Origin of the sequence: Actinomadura miaoliensis, from assembly GCF_039536785.1 — a bacterium.
GTDB classification, from domain to species: Bacteria; Actinomycetota; Actinomycetes; order Streptosporangiales; family Streptosporangiaceae; genus Spirillospora; species Spirillospora miaoliensis.
Genome location: NZ_BAAAZG010000025.1, coordinates 81838 through 98955, shown reverse-complemented (window position 1 = coordinate 98955; position 17118 = coordinate 81838). Strand labels below are relative to the sequence as shown.

The window sequence follows — 17118 nt, the reverse complement described above, 5'->3', positions numbered from 1 at the left end:
TTCCTGACGCCATCGGCATCAGAGGCCGCCGACACCCCCGGAGACGTGGAGAACCGCATGCGAGGACCTGGGAGAGCCGGAAGTGCCGCGCTGGACGCACCGGTGCGCGACGAGCTGGAGCCCGTCCAAGACCGGGGCGTGGACCTGCCGGATGAACACGCGCTCCACCGGATGCTGGATTCCGGCCGTGACGGCTACTGGGCCCTGGTGACCGTCCACGTGGAGCAGCCGGCGGAACTCGACGGCGAGCGGGCCGGGACGGTGCTGCGGACCCTCGTCGGCCGTCTCGGCGAAATCCTCAACAGCGAGGCGACGGTCTACCGGACGCGCGACGGGCTCGCCGTGCTCGCGGGCCCCGGCGACGACCTGTACGAGCTGCGGCACGGCATGCGCCTGCTGAAGAAGGCCGTCGTCCGGGCGGTCACCGAACCGGAGCCTGCGCACACCGGCGTCCCGCCGCTGTCCTTCAGCTTCAAGGCGGCCGCCGACGAGCTGTCGCGGCTGCGTCCGGGCGGCGCCGCGGCGCGCCGCCGCGGGCCGGCGAAGGTCTGAGGCGGCCACAACGGGCACAGGACCAGCCGGCCTCCGGAAGGGGGCCGGCTGGTCCGTCGGCTGCTCCGCCGGTCAGGCGGTCGGCTGGGAGGTTCCCGAGTGCAACAGGCGCACCTCCACCTGGCCGGGGGCCGCCAGGCCGGGCAGGTCGGCGGTTGCGGTGCGCAGGGCCGGCGACGGTGACGTGCCCGAGGCCGCGCCCACCAGGGCGTCGGCGCGCATGTAGCCGCCGCCCGCCACCTTCGCCACCGTCGGCGACGGCGCTAGTTCAGCATCCAGAAGGCTCCGGGAAGATCCTGCTTGCTCGGATCCGACACCATCCAGTAGCGGCCCAGTGGGGTCTTCGCCGTGACGAGGAGGTCCAGGAACGCGCCGCCGTCGGCGCCGCCCGTCACCCGGTAGGCGGAATGGAAGCGCATCGTGCTCATCCCCGTCGGGTCGTGATACAGGTAGAACATCGTGGGCTTTCCTGAGGAAAGACCGCCGAACGCGAACTTCAGCCGGTCGATGTGAGCGCGCTGGATTCCCGTGTTGTCCGGATCTTGCGAGATCAGCAATATGCGGGGCTTGGTGGCGGTTTTCGCATTGACTTCGCGGGTGACGGTCCGGCCGTCCTGGCGTGCCGTGATGGTGTACCTCCCCACTTCGTTCCCGGGGAGAAAGCGAAGGGCGACCTTTGGCGATTCGCCGTTCTGTGGTACAGCGTCTGCCTTGTGGACGACCTTCCCGGAAGGTGCCGTCAATGTGACGGAGACCGACCTTCCGGGAGTCATGCCGCCCACGCAGACGGACACGACTTCCGGGACCTGTATGGCAATGGAGGTGTTTGTATCGATCTGGTCCGCCTCGCGAAAGTCGTCTTCGAGGTCGGTCCACAGGAGGGGCTCGTCGGTCGCAGGACATGGATCGCCGCCTCCCGCCACCGGCATTTCCAGTTGTTCGACCAGACCGGCCGGGCGCTGCTGCGGGTCCGCCAGTACGGCCTCGCCGCGCGGCACCCCACCCGGCGTGGCGGACGTCGGGACCGGGTGGCGCACCGGCGGAGGGTTCTCTGGCGCATCATTTCCCCCACAAGCGACGACGGCCCCCAGCAGTACCAGCACGATCGCGGCGGTTCCTGCAGAAGATCGCATATGTCGCCCTTTCGCTCGCATGGTCAACAGATGCAGCCGGAGGCATTCTGGTACACGGCCGGCTCGTATATATCTGGTTGACAGTAACCGGCCAGTGCGGATGATCAGGAGCCACCGCTATGGAGTCAGCCGGCGGGGAGACGGAGAGCCGATCGGAGGAGCCCGCGCAGACCGAACGGCCGAGCCGCTGGAAGCGTCTCTGGAAGGTGGTCGTCGGCGTGGCCGCCGTGTTCGCTCCGCTGTACGGCCTGTTGACCGCGACGGTGGGCTTCACCGTCGACTTTCCGGCAGTTGCCAGTAAGCTCCCCTGGGTCGACCCTCCGCCCCTCAATGGCGCCGTGAACATCGTCGTCCCCGAGATCGCGCTCGACACCGAGAAGAAGACCGAAAGAGATGAAAAGGTCGCCCGGAAACTGACGGACGCGCTTTTCGCGGGCGTCCAGGAGGAGCTCGGCAAGGCAGGGCGCATCGAGGTGGGGCATGCGAAAAACCGCGACGTCAGCGTCTACCGCACCGAGGACGCCCGCACCGAGCGACTGCGCAAGGATCTCGCCTCCCGCGGCGGGCACATAGCGATCTCCGGGACGCTGGTCCCCGGAACCGTGGACCGGCTCCGCGTCGAGGTTTACCTGGACCGCAACAGGCTCGACGAGGCCTATCAGCTCGGAGGGCTGCAGAAACTGTCCGTCGAGGAGTTCGGTGACGTGTCGCTGAACCCCGCCGCCCAGGGACACGCACAGGACCTCCTGGTCCGCAAGGCGCGGCTGTACACACAGCTCATCGTGGCGGTCGGCTGGTACGGGACGGGAGGCACCCAGGGCCTGGTGCGAAGTCTGCGGAGCACGCAGGCGTTGCTGCCGAAGTTCACCGAGCCCGCCGAGAAGGCCTTCGGCTGGCTGCTGATCGGCAACACCGAGGCGCGGCTGAAACGGCAGGACGAGGCCGTACGCGCCTACCGCAAGGCGCTGGCGGTCGACCCCGGCTCCATCCGCGCCAAGCTCGGGCTGGCCGAGATCGACTACCTGCGGGCGGGCGGTTCGTTCAGCGAGGGCATGTGCACCCCGGCGGTCTCCCGGCTGGCGACGTTGCGGCGGCTGGAACGGAAATACCTGAACGTCCGCGCGGATCTCGATGACGACCGGCACGACCTGCGCCCCAGGGTCGAGTTCGCGCTGGCGAGGACGCGTCTGTGCATTCTGCTGGTGCGCGGCAGAGGCTCGATAGGCGAGATCGAGGACGGCTTCCGGGCCGCGGCGGCCGCTCTCGAGCAGGACAGCCGCAAGACCTGGCTGCGCATGCTCACCGCCGACTCCTACGCGATGCTCGGCGCCACCAGCCTTCTACGGCTCCGCGACCGCGATCCCGACCCCGTGACGGCTGCCCGCTACTACGAGGCCGCCGCGAAGACGACCCCCGACGAACGGCGACGAACCATCTACGACCGACGACGAAAGCAACTGACCTCCCGCCACTGAACGATGACCGAACTCGGGGACAGCCCATCCCGCCCTGTGCTCAAGAGCGATGCGTCTGGAACGGCAGCCGCCCCAGCGCTTGGGCTACGAAGCACGCCACGTACCCGGCGAACAGGTGGTACAGGAAGGGAGAGAACTCCTCGCGGACCTGCCCGTGCACGGGCAGCACGGCGTGGGCGGCAGCGGCGGTGTCGCCACGGCTGGTGACGGCGACGACCCGACGCCCCAGCTCGTGAGCCCGCGCGATGACTTCGGTGGCCTTGTCACGCGAGCGGCCGGGCGGGGCGATGACGAACACGGGCATGTCGTCGGGGTAGGCGAGCCGTTCGACGTGGCCCCACTCCTCCAGGTCCTGTCCGACGGCGAAGACGCCCGCTCCCTCCACCATCTTGGCGGCGGCGAACAGCGCGGTGCCGTAGGAGGGGCCGCTGCCCAGCATCACCATCACCGGGGCGTCCGCGACCAGGTCCGCCACCCGCCGGCACTCCCGTTTGATCGCCTTGGCGGTGGCGTCCACATGGTCGGCGAGTACGACCAGTTCCTCGCGCAGAGCGTCGGCATCCCGGGCCGCATCGCGCGTGATGTCCGGACGGGGCGCCCGGCCCAGCTGCAGCGCGATCAGCAGCAGGCCGAGCAGGCTCGCCTGGTAGGTCCGGATCCCGGGGGACGGCTCGGTGTCGGGCAGGTCGACCAGCAGCGTACGGTCGGCCACCCGCGTCAGCGGGCTGCCGGGCCTCCCGGTCACCGCCACCGTCAGCGCGCCGTACCGGCGAGCGGCACGCAGGGCCTCGACGACACGCTCCGTCCCGCCCGAAGCGGAGATCGCGATCACCAGTACCCGTCCCGGCGCGGCCGGCCGCATCCACTCGGCCCCGTAATGCGCGAACCGCATGGCGCTCAACGGCTCGCACACGACCCCGCCGATCGACTCGAAGGCCATCTCGGTGGCGCAGGTGGCATGGTAGGAGTCACCGTCCCCGGTCAGGTAGACCCGCTCGACCCGAGCCCACCCCGCCGCGTCCAGCAGGCCGCGGGCCCGCTCATCGAACCGGCCCGTCAACGCGCGTATGTCCCCCGCCAGCGCGTCGACCTGCCGGACCATCACCTCCGCCTCCACCCGCACACCTCCCGAATCGGGGCCGTCGTTCTTCAGGTCTCCAGGGAGCGGACGATGTCCACGTACTCCTTGACCCGCTCGACGTCGATCCGGCCGCCCCAGCCGCCGACCTCCAGACAGGTGCCCACGAACGCCCCGTCGGCCGCAGCCAGCAGCCGCGCGGCGTTGTCGTGGTCGGTGTATCCGGCCAGGATGACCGGCAGGTCCGGTGCCGCCCTGCGAACCGAGGCGACCATCTCCAGGGTGGTGTCCTCGTCGGGGTGGCCGAGCGCCACCGCGTCCGCCCCCACCTGCATGGCCGCGCGCGCGACCTCCCCGGTCGGTCTGGGCTCGCCGAACCACTTGAAGTGCATCGAGTCCACGTCGGCGATGACCTTGATCTGCTGAGCGTTGATCTTCCGCCGGTACTCCGCCACCGCCAGCGGGTCGGCCTGCACCAGACCGTGCGTGGTCAACGTCGCGCCCACCAGAGCGCCGGCGCGGATGTAGCCGCCGCCCGCCACCTTCGCCACCGCCAGCGACGCCTTCAGCGCGTTGCGCATCAGCTGCACCCCGACCTGGAACTCCGGCCGCGTGGCGGCCACGATGGCCGAGGTGATCAGCCCGATCGCCGTCGTCCGCGCAGGGTCGGAGTCCTCACCGGCGCTGTAGACGCGGTCCACCGTCTGCACCAGGCACCCGTCCGCCCCGCCCTCGTCCAAGGCCCGCGCCGACTCCACCGCCACGTCGAGGATCTCCGGAAAGCTGCCCTCCTCGTACAGCGGGGTCCCGGGCAGCGGCCGCAGATGAACCATCCCCAGCACGACCTTGCGGCGGCCGAGCGTGTCGAAAACGCGCATCGATCACCCTTCTCCGTCGGCGGCCCAAACGACCAGTCGGATGGGGAGCGGCATGGGCATCGTAGATTCGCCCACGGCAGCCGACGCAAGCTTCTACCAGACCAGATCCGGCCTCGAACCACCCGCCGATCGTCCTTCCGCTGGGCGACTTTCCGCAGAAGGAGGGCGACCTCAAGGGGACGGCCCAGACGTTGAGCCAAGCCCGGGTAGGTCAGCAGGCGTGATGCCGCACTGACGTAGTAGGAGATCCGATCGTGGTGGGCGGACCCGTCGAACGATTTCGGCAAGAGACGGGGCCGGCCCGGCGATGGTACCGGGGGGGTGGGTGGGGCGCCTTTGAACCCGCCACATCGACGCGATAGCCGCCGGCCACGGCGCCGAACCGGCTTGAGCGATACCGCCGGATCACCCTCACCCCTGCGGCACCCGTTGAACGCCTGTGCACCACCGCGGCGCCTCTGAGACCCCGCGATGCGCTCAGCCGACGCACGCGGCGCCACCACACGCGTATGGCTGCCGTATAGCTGGTGATGGCGTGCACGCGGAGGGCCAGGAACTTGGTGATGGTGCCGGAGACCTGCGAGCGGCCCTGGTGACGTCGGGACCGGCACGGGGTAGGACGCACCCCGGGGTTCATGATGACCGGACGCTCTTCGGGGGCGCGCGAAGAGGAAAGCTTTGCCCAGGCTGGTACCGGCCGGGTGGAGGCGTTCAGCGACGCAGTGTTCGCCATCGCGATGACGATCCTGGCTTTGGAGATGCGCACCCCGCGACACTCCAGCGGCCAATTGCTACCCGCACTGTGGCACCAGTGGCCCGCCTACCTGGGGTTCGTCACCTCGTTCGCCTACATCGGGGTGATCTGGCTGAACCACCATCAGGCGTTCACGCGCATCCGCACCGTCGACCGCGGTCTGCACGCGGCCAATCTCACCCTGCTGCTGACGACCGCTGCGCTGGCCTTCCCCACCGCGGTCGTCTCCGATGCCGTGCAGTCCGACCTCGTCGGCGCGGACGCCCGAACCGCCGTCGTCCTGTACGCGCTCATTGCAGCGGCCATGTGCGCGAGCTGGCTGTGGATTTACATTCATCTGGCCCATCATCCCGTCCTACTCTCGGATCGAGATCATGGACGTTACATCCGTCACGGCGTACTTCGCTCCTTCTCCGGTGTCATCGGTTACGCATTGGGCGGCGCACTGGGCTGGTTCGCACATCCGGCCATCGCGCTAGGTGTGTTTCTGCTGCTGCCGTGCTTTTATTTCGTCACCAGCGAAGGGTTGCCCCGCGTAGGCCGCCAAAGCCCGTGAGCAGGCTTGCGCGGCTCACGCAACCAGGAAGCCGTCCAAACTGGCACAGGGCGGCAACACCCTGCGGCACACCCGGTCCGGCGAAGACGGCGGTTGGTTCGGGGTGGAGTTGGTGTACGAGGATCCGGTCTACGTCGCCGTGACCGACATGGGAGGGGGCGCTGTTCCTTCCGTCCGCGTCCCCTCAGAGGAGCTACTGGAACACGCAGGGGGCTGTACGCCCTGTCGCAGCTCGCGCTCTCTCTGGGCATACACGGCAGCCCGGCCCTTGGACACACGGTGTGGGTCGACCTTGACCTGCACCAATCCAGGGAAGCCCCACTGGCGATCGGTGTATCTCTGGCCTCATAAGGGGCACTGGACGGGTTCCCTGACGATTACGCGCTCGACAGCAAGATCGTGCAGCCCAAGGGGTGAATCTGCGCGAGTAGGAAGGTGTACCTGTAGCGTCGGCTCGGGTTGACGATGATCATTGTCTTGACGAACGGGCCTACGCCCGCCCCTCCACCTTTGAGACCGAACGCCGCGTCGCGCTCGCGCTCTGGCTGCACATCCATAACCATCACCGCTGCCACACCGCGCTGGCGGTCTTCCACCCGCCGGCCGCGTTCCCAACCTCGCCGGACAGAGCAACTAACGGTGGGGTGGGAGGCTGCGGATCTGGATGGTTGCGGGGAGGTGGTCCGTTTCCAGGGCGCTGCGAAGTCGGGCCACTGCGTGCTGGATGCGAAGACGGGCGTCCGTCGGGTCCGTGTCGGTGCGGAGGGTGACGACGAGAGTGAGCTGGGGGGTGGTGGGAGCGCCGGTGAGTGTGGCGTGGGCCCGGTGGATGTGAGGGCTGCTGGTCAGGTCATCTTCGAGTGCGTGGGTGGCGGCTTGGGCGGGCAGGTGGGTGGCGCCGTGGCGGGGGTCGGGCTCCAGGCTGACGTGGCGCACGGTCTGGGTGCGGGTTTGGGCGGCCAACCAGCCCAGCGCCAGTAGTGCGATCACCGCGGAGGCGACCGCCAGGGCGGGCCAGAACCACCAGTGGTCGGCGGCGAAGCGGCGGGTCGGTTCACCGAGGACGAGCCCGTGGCCTTCTCCGAGCAGGCGGGGGCTGAGGTCCAGGGCGCGGGCGAGCGCGGTTCCGCCGACCGCGGTCAATATGAGTCCGAGCAGGGCCAGGCCGAGGCGGTTGGTGCGGCCGGTGCGGCGGGTCATCGTCCTTCCTCCGTCCCTCTCCGGCCGTGTCAGTCTTCCCGGCGGCGGACGGTGGCGCGGACGCGCAGGGGCCGCAGCGGCGCCAGTTCCTGCAGCCGGGCGGTGACGGCGTCGGTCATCTGGGCGGCGAGCCCGCTGGGGTCGCGCAGCGGGCTGGTGGCGCGGACGCGGATCCGGCGGCGGCCCACCCGTATACGAGCGCGGGCCACGCCGTCGATGCCGGTGGCAGCGGCGGTCAGCTGGCGCCGAAGCGCGGTGCGGGTGATGCCGATCACCGTCTGCCGGTCGGGGGAGTCCAGGGCGATCACGCGGGGACGGCCTGGCTTCACCGCGGGGACGATCGCCGTGACCCCGAGAACGCACAGGATGACGGCCGCGGTGACGGCGAGAGGATCGTCGAAGCGGGTGTCGCGGCCGAGGCGGGCAAGCCACCCCACCGGCAGCACGTTCGCCTGCCGGTCCAGCAGCGCCGCGACCACCTCGATGAAGGTCAGGACGGCGGCGGCGCCCAGCAGGACGGCGGCCACGGTCGCGGGCAGGACCCGGCGGCGCCGGAACGCGCGTGCCGACGCCCGCCGCTGTTCTCGCTGCCCCGCTCGGTCTGCCGCGGGCGGCGGCGGTGACCCCGCGGCATGAGGCCCCGAACCCGTGATGGTTGCATCCGGGGTGCTCACAGCACTCGCCTCGGCTGCTGTTCAGGGCTGGGAAGGCTGGCGATGTCGATGTCGACCTGGCGGACATCAAGACCGGTCAGCTCACCGACACGGGTGGTCACGTGCTCGCGTACTCGGCGGGTCACCTGCCGGATCGGCGCCGGGTAGGGCACCGACAGGGTCACCTTCACGATGGCCAGGTGCCCGTCGACGTGTGCGGTGACCCGCGCGGCGGTGTGGGCGGTGTCGCGTCCCAGCGGTATGCCGAGCAGACGTGGTGCGGCACCGCCCACCTGGGCCGTCTCGGTGACCGCGCGGGCGGCTATCCGTTCCAGAACCCGGTCGGCGATCTGGGTCTGGCCCCGGCTTTCCGGCGGCCCCAGGACCGATGGCGCCACGGACGACACCGCGACCGTGCCGGCGCCCGGCTCCGCACGGCCACCGCCCGGTGCCGTCGCGGCCCTGTCGGCGCTGCTGCCGGTGCCGGCATGAGGGTTCATTGGCGCCTCCGGGCGCCCAGCAGATCGCCGAGGTGCAGCTCCCCGGTCAGTGCCCGGCCAGCCAGGAACCCGATCGCGCCGAGGACGAGAACGATCAGGAACGCGGTGAAGCCGCCGAATGCCCCGGCGAACCCCAGCGCGGTCCCGAACGCCAGCCCGATCGCCGGCCACCACCGCATCTCATCCATCTCGCTCACCTATCCGCCTGTGTGAGAGCGCCTGTGTCAGAGCACGCGCCGGTTCGACCGGCGCCGGCGGCGCCACCACCGCGCGACCTGCCACAGCCCGCCACGGCTGCGGAACACGCCCACCTGGACCTGGTGACCGGGCGGGGACATCGGAGGCGCGATCCGGGCCCTCCAGTGGGCCAGACCCGCAATGAACTCCTCCACATCCCCGCCCAGGTCTGGGTGATGGGCACGGACCCACGCGCGGTACGCCGACCGCAGATGCTCATCCCGCTCATTCCACTCATTGCGCACCGACGCGATCACTTTCCGCAGCGCCCCCACCCGAACCGCCACCGGCTGCGGTGTCGGGGGCGTGGTCGTCGTCGATCTGGATGTCGTCGATGTGCACGTCCAGCCGCAACCCGGGTACCAGTGACGCAACCGCAGCCCGCACCTGCGCGGCGACCTCGGACAACGGTGGTCCGTACCGGGCGATCACGGCGATCTGCACGTCGGTGTCGCGGATCGCCACCCCAGCCACTATGCGTCCCGGCAGGTACGTGGCCACCGGCCCGGCCGCCAAGGCGGCCACCGCCGGGCAACCGGCGACCGCGCCGGCGATCCGGTCCGCGAGGAGCCCCACCCGATCCGCATCCCGGCTGCTGAGAGGAGGGCTCATTGAACGCGCGGCTCCTGGGTCGGCTCGGCCTCATCGCCGGGCAGATGGATGTCACCGACGATGATGTTCACCTCGGTGACCTCCAAGCCGCACATCTTCTCCACCGCGGCGACCACGTTGCGGCGGACACCCGCGGCCAGATCGGGGATGGAAACCCCGTACTCGGCGATCAGGTCCAGGTCGACCGCGGCCTGCCGTTCGCCCACCTCCACCACGACGCCCTGGGTGACGCCCGGGCCGCTGATTCCAGGCAGGCGCTCACGCATCGTGCCGAACGCCCGGGCCATCCCGGCACCCATGGCGTGCACTCCGGGCACATCACGGGCGGCCATCCCCACGATCTTGGCCACCACCGTGTCCGCTATGGATGTCTTGCCGTGCTCGGTCACCAACTCCGCCCCGCGCGTCGTCGCCGGCCGGGACGTCGGCGGGGTGGCGCCGGACTCTTCGGCCGCGCCCGCTGCATCGGGCCGCGCAGCCGCGACCTTCTCGATCATCTAACGCTCACCCCCGCGTTTCCTCTCGACTTCTGGTCGTACCTGCCATCTCGTGCCTTACTGCCAACAGCAGGCACCGGTATTGCCAAAAGTGGACATTACGGCCGGGCAATCTTCACCTGGCCCGTCCACGAAAACCCGCGGTGGCCCACTCTCAGGTGGTCGTTCGGGTCGCGCATCCCGTCCCACTGGCCGAGCAGGACGTCGTGCCCGATCTCCACTTCTCAGCCGGGCACGCGACGGCACGACCCCGGCGACCGGCGCGATCACAAGCGTGGCCGCCGACGGCAGGGGGCCGTGCAGGCCGAGGAAGGTCCCTGCCCCCTGCCGGCGTACGCAGCGGGGGCACGCTACGTGTCCGAGCGCGTCACCAGAACCGTATTTCTGCGGCGGAGATCACCAAGAAGCTGGTTGAGCCTGCGATCGCGGGCTCGGCCAGTACCGGGCCGCGCTGGACGCCGGGGCCGGCGAGGTCACCGAGTGGATCAACGACGCCAAGCAGAACGCGCGCAGCTTGAGGCCGACCTACGCGGCACCACGCCGCCCGAACCGGTAAGCACCGGCGAGATCGCCGAGCTCCCCGAACGCGTCGGTGACCTGGCCCAGACGGCGGCCACCGCCGGCCCGGACGACAAGGCCGAGCTCTACCGGGAGCTCGGCCTCAGGAAGACGTTCCACCACCAGAACAACTAGTGGAGGCCCGTGTCGTACCGGACCCCCACATGTGCAGCTGGCTTGTGTCCGAGGGGCGTCCAGGCCGGAAACCCCAAACGCCATCACCGTGACCGAGACGCTTGCGTTCGCACCCGCCGCCTGACCACCGCCGCGCGTCCGCCGACATGTGTGCTGGGCGCGGGCCCGTGGGGCGGCCTCACCCACCGCAGCTGGACAGCCCCCAATCGGCGACGCCCCCGCATCCTCATGGAGTTATGGCCAGGTGCCATTCCGAAAGGCACGAAGGTACCCACCTCGGCATTGGCGAAGGAGGACGTCCAGCCTGTCGTGCCGGGTCCTGATCGTGTCCATCAGGGCGTCGATCTCGTTCAGATCGGCCGCGTTCGCCGCCACACCGAGGGCACGCGGGCCCAGCGCGGCGACGGCCTGGTCCACTCGCCGCCGGGTGCGGCCGGTGACGACCACGTGGGCGCCTTCGGCGATGAGGCGGTGCGCGGTGGCCAGGCCCATGCCGCTCGTACCACCGGTGATCAGTGCGGTCCTGCCGGTGAAGCGGGTCATGTGAGTTCTCCGTGAAGCCGGTCGGCGGTGGCCGCCAGCCAGTCGGCACGGGCGTTGCCGAGCAGGTGGTCGCCATGGGGGATGAGCAGGTACTCCCCGCGCGGTGCAAGGCGGGCCAGCGGTTCGCCGTTGGTCACGCCGGGGATGACGTCCTGGCCGCCGTCCACCACCAGCAGCGGGCAGGCGATCCGCGGAGCGAGGGCGGACAGGTCCACCTGGCGGGCGAAGCGGCGGGCCGCCTCCTGTCCGCCGGCACGCTGGACGAGAAGCTCCTGTACGGGGGGTGGCAGGGCGTCCCATTCCAGCCGGAAGGGGCCGCTGACGGTGGCGGCGGCCGCGACGCGCGTGTCGTGGGCAGCGCTCTCCGCGACGTAGTAGCCGCCGAGGCTGAGCCCGACGAGCCCCACGCTTTCGGCCCCTAGCGCGTCGATGACCTGGCCGATGACATGGTGGTAGTCGGCCCGGACGACTGAGGTGGCCGCGAGCACGCCCTGCCCGGGACCGTCCATGGCGAACACCGCCAGGCCCCGGCGTAGAAGGGCCGCGGACATGTCGTGGAACTCCTCCTTACCGGAGTCCAGCCCAGGCACCACGATGACGGTGGCCGCCGCGTCGGCCGCGCCGCGCAGCCAGCCGGCGAAACCCGGCCCCTCGATCCGGCGCGCATCCGGCTCCAGCAGTTCCAGCGCGCGGCCCATGGCGGCGTCCGCCTGGGCCGCGGCGGCCGCCTGCTCACGGTTCGGCCCCAGCGTGGCGAAGTGGAACCAGCGCGCCGCGACTCGGTGGTGCTCGCCCGCCGAGAGCGCGGTGGCCGCCTGCTCGGCGCGGGCCGAGTGCTCGCCCGCGGCACGCATGAAGGCTTGGCCCCATTGGTCCAGGTCGGTCAGCTCGCCGGTGACCCGTTGGTATTCGTGCGGGTCCAGCCCGGCTCCGGTGGCACGTGAGAAGTTGGCGGCGGCGAAGTCGGCGGCGCTCACCGTGACGCTCCGACCGTGAGGACGGCCTTGCCGCGGATGCGGCGTTCCCGCAGGTCGACCAGGACCTCCGCAGTCCGGCTCCAGTCGGCGGTACATCCGATCTCCGGGTGCAGCCGCCCATCGGCCACCAGGCGCACCAGGCAGGCCAGGTCGGGACCGTACGGGGCGCCCAGGTAGTGGAAATGCCGGATCGTGGCGTTCTGCGGACCGGCGAAGAAGTCGAAGAAGTCCAGCCGCACCGGAGTACGGCTGGCCTGGCCGAACCAGACCAGTATGCCGTGCGCGGCCAGCCTGGCCAGCGCTGCCGGCAGGGCGGTGCCGCCGGTGGACTCCAGCACCACGTCGAACGGGCCATGCGCGTCGGTCACGTCATGCACGACCGCCACCGCCCCGAGCTCCCGAAGGCGGGCGCCCCGCATCGGCGTGGCGCTCACCGCGGTCACCTCGGCCCCCGCCGCCGCGGCCAGCTCGGTCACGTAGTGCCCCACCCCGCCCGACGCGCCGGTCAACAGCACCCGCCTGCCGGTCAGGGCGCCGACCGTGCGGAGCAACCGCAGCGCGGTGATCCCGGCCAACGGCAGAGCGGCCGCCTGGACGGTGGTGATCTCGTCGGGCAGGACGGCGAGGGAGTGAGCGGGCACGGCCACGTACTCCGCCCAGCCACCCATCGGCGGATGGCCCACCACCCGGGTGCCGGCCGGCGGCCCCGATCCGTCGGCGGCGGCCTGCACCACCAGGCCGGCGACGTCCTTGCCGGGCCGCAGGCCGGGATCCGGATCTTCCAGCAGGAACGTTTCTCCTCGGTTCGGCGCGAACGCCTCGACCCTGACCAGCGCCTCGTCCGGGGCGGGTGAGGGCTGGGAGTCCCGGGCGAACTCCACCGGACGCGCAGGATCTCCCGTGGGGATCAGTCTTCGCATGCGGTTAGAGAACCGGCATCCGGGCCGTGCGCTCCAACAACGTACGCGACAGGCCGACAACCATCGGTTGTCGCCTAAGGTGACGGGCGTGGATCTCGACCTGGCACAGGTGCGCGCGTTCGTGCTGGCCGCCGAGGAACTGCACTTCGGCCATGCGGCCGAGGAACTGTCGATCTCCCAGCAGGCGCTGTCCAAACGCATCGCCCGCCTGGAGTCCGCGCTCGGCAGACGCCTGTTCGAACGCGGCGGCCAGGGAGTGCGGCTCACCGATGCCGGGCGGCGGTTCCTCGGTCCGGCCCGGCAGGCGCTGGCCGCCGCGGACCGGGCCGTCGCCGCGGTGCTGGACGTGCACCGCCCCCTGCGGATCGACGTGTGGGGTCACCTGTACGCACCCATGCGCACGCTGGTGCAGGTGGCGGCCCACGAGCCACGGCTGCAGATCGGACACGGCCGCGACCTGCCCTCGGTGGTCACCGCACTGCTGCACGGCGACATCGACGCCGCCTTCGGCCGCGTCCACCCGCCACTGCCCAGGGGGCTGACGCATCGCCTGGTACGGCTGGAACCCGTGGACGTCGTCCTCAACACGAATCATCCACTGGCACACGCGCCGGCGATCCGACCCGAGCAGCTACAGGACAGCGTGCTGTGGACCCCGGGACCGCTCCACCGGCTGGACTTCCTGCACCGCTTCACCGAACGCTTCGGCATCCGCGACCACATCGAGGACCCGAACCTGGGATTGGAGCACTGCCTGACCGACCTGGCGGCCGACCCCCGCCGTTTCTGCCTGCTACCCGCGGACGTGCCCCTGCCGCCCCACCCGGCGGTCCGTCCGGTTCCACTGGTGGACCCGACACCCCTGTACGCCTGGTCGCTGCTTTGGCGAGGCAACGGCGACCATCCGCTGCTGGCAGCCCTGATGAACGCCTTCGACACGGAAGCGCAGCGCAACCGCTGGCTGGAATACGACCCCACCCGCGACTGGCTCCCCGGCCATCACCCCACCGACACGGCCGTACCAGCCCACGCATGACCAGGGCACGTCCACGGGAGGCGCCAAGCGGCCACGGCCCGGCCCGTCAGCCCTCCCCACAACCCCGTCCCCGGGCGAGAGCGCCGCAGCCGTACCTGTCCCTTCACATACGAAGAAGCAGGACAGGGCGGACCTGTCCTGCTTCTTCACGGTGTGTCCGAGGGGGGACTTGAACCCCCATGCCCCGTAAAGGGCACTAGCACCTCAAGCTAGCGCGTCTGCCTATTCCGCCACCCGGACATGCGCGCGGCGCGTCGCCGCAGCGCGTTCACGATACCAAAGGTCCCGACTCGCGGCGAAGTCGATCGCGCGGCACCATGGTCGGGTACGGGACCCCAGGTGCGAAGGTGATCATTGTGGCTGTTCAGCCGACCGCGGAGGACGAGGTCGTCCGGCTCTGCCAGGAGCTGATCCGGATCGACACGAGCAATCCCGGGGACCACTCGGGGCCCGGGGAGCGGGTGGCGGCGGAGTACGTCGCGGAGCAGCTGGCCGAGGTGGGGTTGGAGCCGCGGCTGCTGGAGTCGCATCCGAAGCGGGCCAGCGTCGTCGTGCGGGTCGAGGGGGAGGAGCCCGGGCGGGACGCGCTGTTGCTGCACGGGCATCTTGACGTCGTGCCCGCGCAGAAGGACGACTGGACGCGCGACCCGTTCGGCGGGGAGATCGCGGACGGGTGCGTGTGGGGCCGCGGCGCCGTCGACATGAAGGACATGGACGCGATGATCCTCGCGGTCGTCCGGCAGCGGCTCAGGGAGGGGCGCCGGCCGAAGCGGGATCTGGTGCTGGCGTTCACCGCCGATGAGGAGGCGGGCGGGACGTGGGGCGCCCAGTGGCTGGTCAAGGAGCATCCCGAGCTGTTCGAGGGGTGCACCGAGGCGGTCGGGGAGGTCGGCGGGTTCAGCCTGACCGTGCCGGGGGACCGGCGGATGTACCTGATCGAGACGGCCGAGAAGGGCATCGCCTGGATGCGGCTGACCGCCAAGGGGACGGCCGGGCACGGGTCGATGGTGCATCCCGACAACGCCGTCACGGCGCTGGCGGCCGCGGTCGGGCGGCTGGGGTCGCACGAGTTCCCGATCCGGCTGACCGACACCGTGCGGGCGTTCCTGGAGCGCGCGTGCCTGGCGTACGGGGTGGAGTTCGACCCGGAGCGGCCGGAGCGGAGCCTGGAGAAGATCGGCCCGCTGGCCCGGATGATCGGGGCGACGCTGCGCAACACGCTGAACCCGACGCGGCTGGACGCCGGTTACAAGACGAATGTGATTCCGCAGAAGGCGACGGCCGAGGTCGACGGCCGTTTCCTGCCCGGGTACGAGGACGAGTTCTTCGCGACCGTGGACGAATTGCTCGGACCGGACGTCGAGCGCGACTTCGTGTACCACGACTGGGCGCTGGAGACCGCCTACGAGGGCGCCCTGGTGGCGGCCATGGAGAACGCCCTGACCTCGCAGGACCCCGGGGCGCTGCCCGTCCCGTACTGCCTGAGCGGCGGCACGGACGCCAAGGCGTTCGCCCGGCTGGGCATGCGCTGCTTCGGATTCGCGCCGCTGCGCCTTCCCCCGGATCTGGACTTTTCCGGAATGTTCCACGGCGTGGACGAAAGGGTTCCGGTGGACGGGCTGCGCTTCGGCGTGCGCGTCCTTGACCATTTCCTTGATCACGCCTGAGATTTCTTGGAAAGGTGCTCCGAATTCCGGCGTGAGCGCGCTGCGTGGTGCTAGTGTCACTGCCCGTGAGCTGACGTGCTCTTGACTCCGGTCTGAGGAGGGCCAGTGACGTACGACCCGGTGTGGCAGCGGACGGTCGCCGTCCGGCTGCGCCGTGTCGTCCTCAGCCGGGGGATGCGCCGTCTGCTCGTCGTGACGGGGCTGATGGTCGCCGGGTGGCTGCTCGGCGGCCTGGCCTCGCACGCGGCGCACGCCGACACCACCCCGGTGCTGTCCGGCGGTGAGGCGCCGCGGCTGCGCGGCGTCGTCCGCGACGTGGCCGCGGCGGTCTCCGAGCACGCCGGGAAGGCCGGGGACGCGGTCGCCAAACCCCGGCCGCCGGTCGCCGACGAGCCGCCCGTCAAGATCCTGCCGGTCGGTGACACCACGTCCCCGGCCAGGCCCGGCAAGGCGATCGGTGACGAGACGTCCCGTCCGGTGCCGGTGGGGGCGGGCCGCGCGGAGACGACCGCGCATCCGGCCGCGCAGAAAGCGAAGCGGCGGGCGAGCGTCGTGCGCGGCATGAGGGTCGGGCCGCGGGACGGCGCGGCGCGGCCGGGCGCCGAGATCCGGCGCTCCACGGTTCCCGTCGAGCCGGCGCCGTCGGCTCCCGTCCACGACCACGAGGTCGGGACGCTGTCCGGCACCGCCGGGCCCGTACTGCCCGGCGGCGGGGCACCCGGCGGTCATCTCGGCCGCTGGTCCTGGCCCGCGCCGCCGTCGGACTGGGCGCCGTTGCGCGCGCCCCGCTCGATCCCCGTTGCCGTCCGCACGGCCGTGGACGAGCCGTTCTTCTCACCTGACTGATCATTCTCAGGCTCCGGTCCGCGTCCGGCCGTCTCGTGCCCCCGTGAGGCAAACGAGGCCCGGGCTGGACGGACGGGCCGGAAACGTGCCCCCCGGTTCATGACGCGGTGCGCGCGCAGGAGCGCGGTGCCCGCGGCCGGTAGGCGGAGGCACGTCATCCCCATCGAGATCCGACACGACGTCGGCGTCCGCACACGAAGGTGACGGATGTCGTCCGGCGGGCCATTCCCGGGAGGCCACGGCGCCGGACGGACGTCACGCGCGACCGGTGCGGCCTCAGCGGCGCCCAAGGAAGGCGCCCGCGGATCTCG

At 70.9% G+C, this 17118-nt stretch carries 20 protein-coding genes, 1 tRNA gene and 1 pseudogene; 8 read left to right on the top strand and 14 right to left on the bottom strand.

The features are described from left to right. Positions 1–57: 57 nt before the first annotated feature. Positions 58–552, top strand: a complete 495-nt coding sequence (locus ABD811_RS19545; protein ID WP_344949359.1) for a hypothetical protein — start codon at positions 58–60, stop codon at positions 550–552. A 72-nt stretch (positions 553–624) separates the two neighbouring features. Here the strand turns inward: ABD811_RS19545 and ABD811_RS19540 are convergent, their stop codons facing one another. Further along, entirely contained in the window at positions 625–801 is a 177-nt protein-coding gene (locus tag ABD811_RS19540) for a hypothetical protein (RefSeq protein ID WP_344949357.1), read from the bottom strand. A gap of 14 nt (positions 802–815) precedes the next feature. Next, a complete protein-coding gene (locus ABD811_RS19535; RefSeq protein ID WP_344949354.1) occupies positions 816–1655 on the bottom strand; it encodes a hypothetical protein in 840 nt (279 codons plus the stop codon). Between the two features lie 149 nt (positions 1656–1804). On the opposite strand from ABD811_RS19535, the gene ABD811_RS19530 reads away from it, so the two are divergent. After that, positions 1805–3160, top strand: a complete 1356-nt coding sequence (locus tag ABD811_RS19530) for a tetratricopeptide repeat protein (protein ID WP_344949351.1) — start codon at positions 1805–1807, stop codon at positions 3158–3160. A 40-nt stretch (positions 3161–3200) separates the two neighbouring features. Here the strand turns inward: ABD811_RS19530 and ABD811_RS19525 are convergent, their stop codons facing one another. Together ABD811_RS19525 and ABD811_RS19520 are read right to left on the bottom strand one after the other, a co-directional pair. Then, positions 3201–4277, bottom strand: coding sequence for an SIS domain-containing protein (locus ABD811_RS19525; RefSeq protein ID WP_344949349.1), 1077 nt, complete (start codon positions 4275–4277; stop codon positions 3201–3203). 32 nt (positions 4278–4309) lie between these two features. Beyond that, positions 4310–5116 (bottom strand): BtpA/SgcQ family protein, encoded by an 807-nt coding sequence (locus ABD811_RS19520; RefSeq protein WP_344949346.1) that lies wholly within the window; start codon positions 5114–5116, stop codon positions 4310–4312. A 635-nt stretch (positions 5117–5751) separates the two neighbouring features. On the opposite strand from ABD811_RS19520, the gene ABD811_RS19515 reads away from it, so the two are divergent. Together ABD811_RS19515 and ABD811_RS19510 are read left to right on the top strand one after the other, a co-directional pair. Then, a complete protein-coding gene (locus ABD811_RS19515) occupies positions 5752–6426 on the top strand; it encodes a TMEM175 family protein (RefSeq protein ID WP_344949343.1) in 675 nt (224 codons plus the stop codon). A gap of 476 nt (positions 6427–6902) precedes the next feature. Then, positions 6903–7063: pseudogene (locus ABD811_RS19510) on the top strand (IS481 family transposase); the annotation flags it as partial. Here ABD811_RS19510 and ABD811_RS19505 read toward each other — a convergent pair. The 6 genes from ABD811_RS19505 to ABD811_RS19480 form a co-directional block, all read right to left on the bottom strand. Continuing rightward, positions 7060–7626 carry an alkaline shock response membrane anchor protein AmaP gene (locus ABD811_RS19505; RefSeq protein WP_344949341.1) on the bottom strand — a complete coding sequence of 189 codons (567 nt, stop codon included), beginning with the start codon at positions 7624–7626 and terminating at the stop codon, positions 7060–7062. The pseudogene ABD811_RS19510 and the gene ABD811_RS19505 overlap by 4 nt on opposite strands. Positions 7627–7655: 29 nt before the next feature. Beyond that, entirely contained in the window at positions 7656–8153 is a 498-nt protein-coding gene (locus tag ABD811_RS19500; RefSeq protein WP_344949338.1) for a DUF6286 domain-containing protein, read from the bottom strand. Positions 8154–8296: 143 nt separating this feature from the next. Further along, entirely contained in the window at positions 8297–8779 is a 483-nt protein-coding gene (locus ABD811_RS19495) for an Asp23/Gls24 family envelope stress response protein (protein WP_344949334.1), read from the bottom strand. Beyond that, positions 8776–8967, bottom strand: coding sequence for a hypothetical protein (locus ABD811_RS19490; RefSeq protein ID WP_344949869.1), 192 nt, complete (start codon positions 8965–8967; stop codon positions 8776–8778). Before ABD811_RS19490 ends, ABD811_RS19495 begins: the two co-directional genes overlap by 4 nt. A 283-nt stretch (positions 8968–9250) precedes the next feature. Continuing rightward, the gene (locus ABD811_RS19485; protein ID WP_344949332.1) at positions 9251–9628 is read right to left on the bottom strand and encodes a hypothetical protein; all 378 of its coding nucleotides are present in this window, start codon (positions 9626–9628) and stop codon (positions 9251–9253) included. Further along, complete coding sequence (locus tag ABD811_RS19480) at positions 9625–10125, bottom strand: Asp23/Gls24 family envelope stress response protein (RefSeq protein WP_344949330.1); 501 nt, start codon at positions 10123–10125, stop codon at positions 9625–9627. The genes ABD811_RS19485 and ABD811_RS19480 overlap by 4 nt, the downstream gene beginning before the upstream one ends. 480 nt (positions 10126–10605) lie before the next feature. Between ABD811_RS19480 and ABD811_RS19475 the strand changes: the two genes are divergently transcribed. Then, positions 10606–10818: a hypothetical protein gene (locus ABD811_RS19475; protein ID WP_344949328.1), complete on the top strand. Its 213-nt coding sequence runs from the start codon at positions 10606–10608 to the stop codon at positions 10816–10818. A gap of 234 nt (positions 10819–11052) precedes the next feature. Here ABD811_RS19475 and ABD811_RS19470 read toward each other — a convergent pair whose 3' ends face one another. From ABD811_RS19470 to ABD811_RS19460, 3 genes are read right to left on the bottom strand one after another with little or no spacing between them, the layout of a single operon-like run. Next, on the bottom strand, positions 11053–11361 hold the full coding sequence (locus ABD811_RS19470) for an SDR family NAD(P)-dependent oxidoreductase (protein WP_344949326.1): 309 nt from the start codon (positions 11359–11361) through the stop codon (positions 11053–11055). After that, entirely contained in the window at positions 11358–12338 is a 981-nt protein-coding gene (locus tag ABD811_RS19465) for an alpha/beta hydrolase (RefSeq protein WP_344949324.1), read from the bottom strand. Before ABD811_RS19465 ends, ABD811_RS19470 begins: the two co-directional genes overlap by 4 nt. Next, positions 12335–13258, bottom strand: coding sequence for a zinc-binding dehydrogenase (locus tag ABD811_RS19460; protein ID WP_344949321.1), 924 nt, complete (start codon positions 13256–13258; stop codon positions 12335–12337). Before ABD811_RS19460 ends, ABD811_RS19465 begins: the two co-directional genes overlap by 4 nt. 88 nt (positions 13259–13346) lie before the next feature. Here ABD811_RS19460 and ABD811_RS19455 point away from each other — a divergent pair, with 88 nt between their 5' ends. Then, the gene (locus tag ABD811_RS19455; protein ID WP_344949319.1) at positions 13347–14294 is read left to right on the top strand and encodes a LysR family transcriptional regulator; all 948 of its coding nucleotides are present in this window, start codon (positions 13347–13349) and stop codon (positions 14292–14294) included. A 154-nt stretch (positions 14295–14448) separates the two neighbouring features. Here ABD811_RS19455 and ABD811_RS19450 read toward each other — a convergent pair. Continuing rightward, a tRNA-Leu gene (locus tag ABD811_RS19450) sits at positions 14449–14534 on the bottom strand. 116 nt (positions 14535–14650) lie between these two features. Between ABD811_RS19450 and ABD811_RS19445 the strand changes: the two genes are divergently transcribed. Continuing rightward, positions 14651–15961 carry a M20/M25/M40 family metallo-hydrolase gene (locus ABD811_RS19445; protein WP_344949317.1) on the top strand — a complete coding sequence of 437 codons (1311 nt, stop codon included), beginning with the start codon at positions 14651–14653 and terminating at the stop codon, positions 15959–15961. A 105-nt stretch (positions 15962–16066) separates the two neighbouring features. Beyond that, complete coding sequence (locus ABD811_RS19440; RefSeq protein ID WP_344949314.1) at positions 16067–16807, top strand: hypothetical protein; 741 nt, start codon at positions 16067–16069, stop codon at positions 16805–16807. The last annotated feature ends 311 nt before the right edge of the window (positions 16808–17118 follow it).

Excerpts from the sequence above, each read along its gene's own strand:
- ABD811_RS19480 (WP_344949330.1), bottom strand. The coding sequence starts at position 10,125 with ATGATCGAGAAGGTCGCGGCTGCGCGGCCCGATGCAGCGGGCGCGGCC.
- ABD811_RS19515 (WP_344949343.1), top strand. The coding sequence starts at position 5,752 with ATGATGACCGGACGCTCTTCGGGGGCGCGCGAAGAGGAAAGCTTTGCC.
- ABD811_RS19520 (WP_344949346.1), bottom strand. The coding sequence starts at position 5,116 with ATGCGCGTTTTCGACACGCTCGGCCGCCGCAAGGTCGTGCTGGGGATG.
- ABD811_RS19485 (WP_344949332.1), bottom strand. The coding sequence starts at position 9,628 with ATGAGCCCTCCTCTCAGCAGCCGGGATGCGGATCGGGTGGGGCTCCTC.
- ABD811_RS19460 (WP_344949321.1), bottom strand. The coding sequence starts at position 13,258 with ATGCGAAGACTGATCCCCACGGGAGATCCTGCGCGTCCGGTGGAGTTC.
- ABD811_RS19530 (WP_344949351.1), top strand. The coding sequence starts at position 1,805 with ATGGAGTCAGCCGGCGGGGAGACGGAGAGCCGATCGGAGGAGCCCGCG.
- ABD811_RS19505 (WP_344949341.1), bottom strand. The coding sequence starts at position 7,626 with ATGACCCGCCGCACCGGCCGCACCAACCGCCTCGGCCTGGCCCTGCTC.
- ABD811_RS19545 (WP_344949359.1), top strand. The coding sequence starts at position 58 with ATGCGAGGACCTGGGAGAGCCGGAAGTGCCGCGCTGGACGCACCGGTG.
- ABD811_RS19490 (WP_344949869.1), bottom strand. The coding sequence starts at position 8,967 with ATGGATGAGATGCGGTGGTGGCCGGCGATCGGGCTGGCGTTCGGGACC.
- ABD811_RS19495 (WP_344949334.1), bottom strand. The coding sequence starts at position 8,779 with ATGAACCCTCATGCCGGCACCGGCAGCAGCGCCGACAGGGCCGCGACG.
- ABD811_RS19470 (WP_344949326.1), bottom strand. The coding sequence starts at position 11,361 with ATGACCCGCTTCACCGGCAGGACCGCACTGATCACCGGTGGTACGAGC.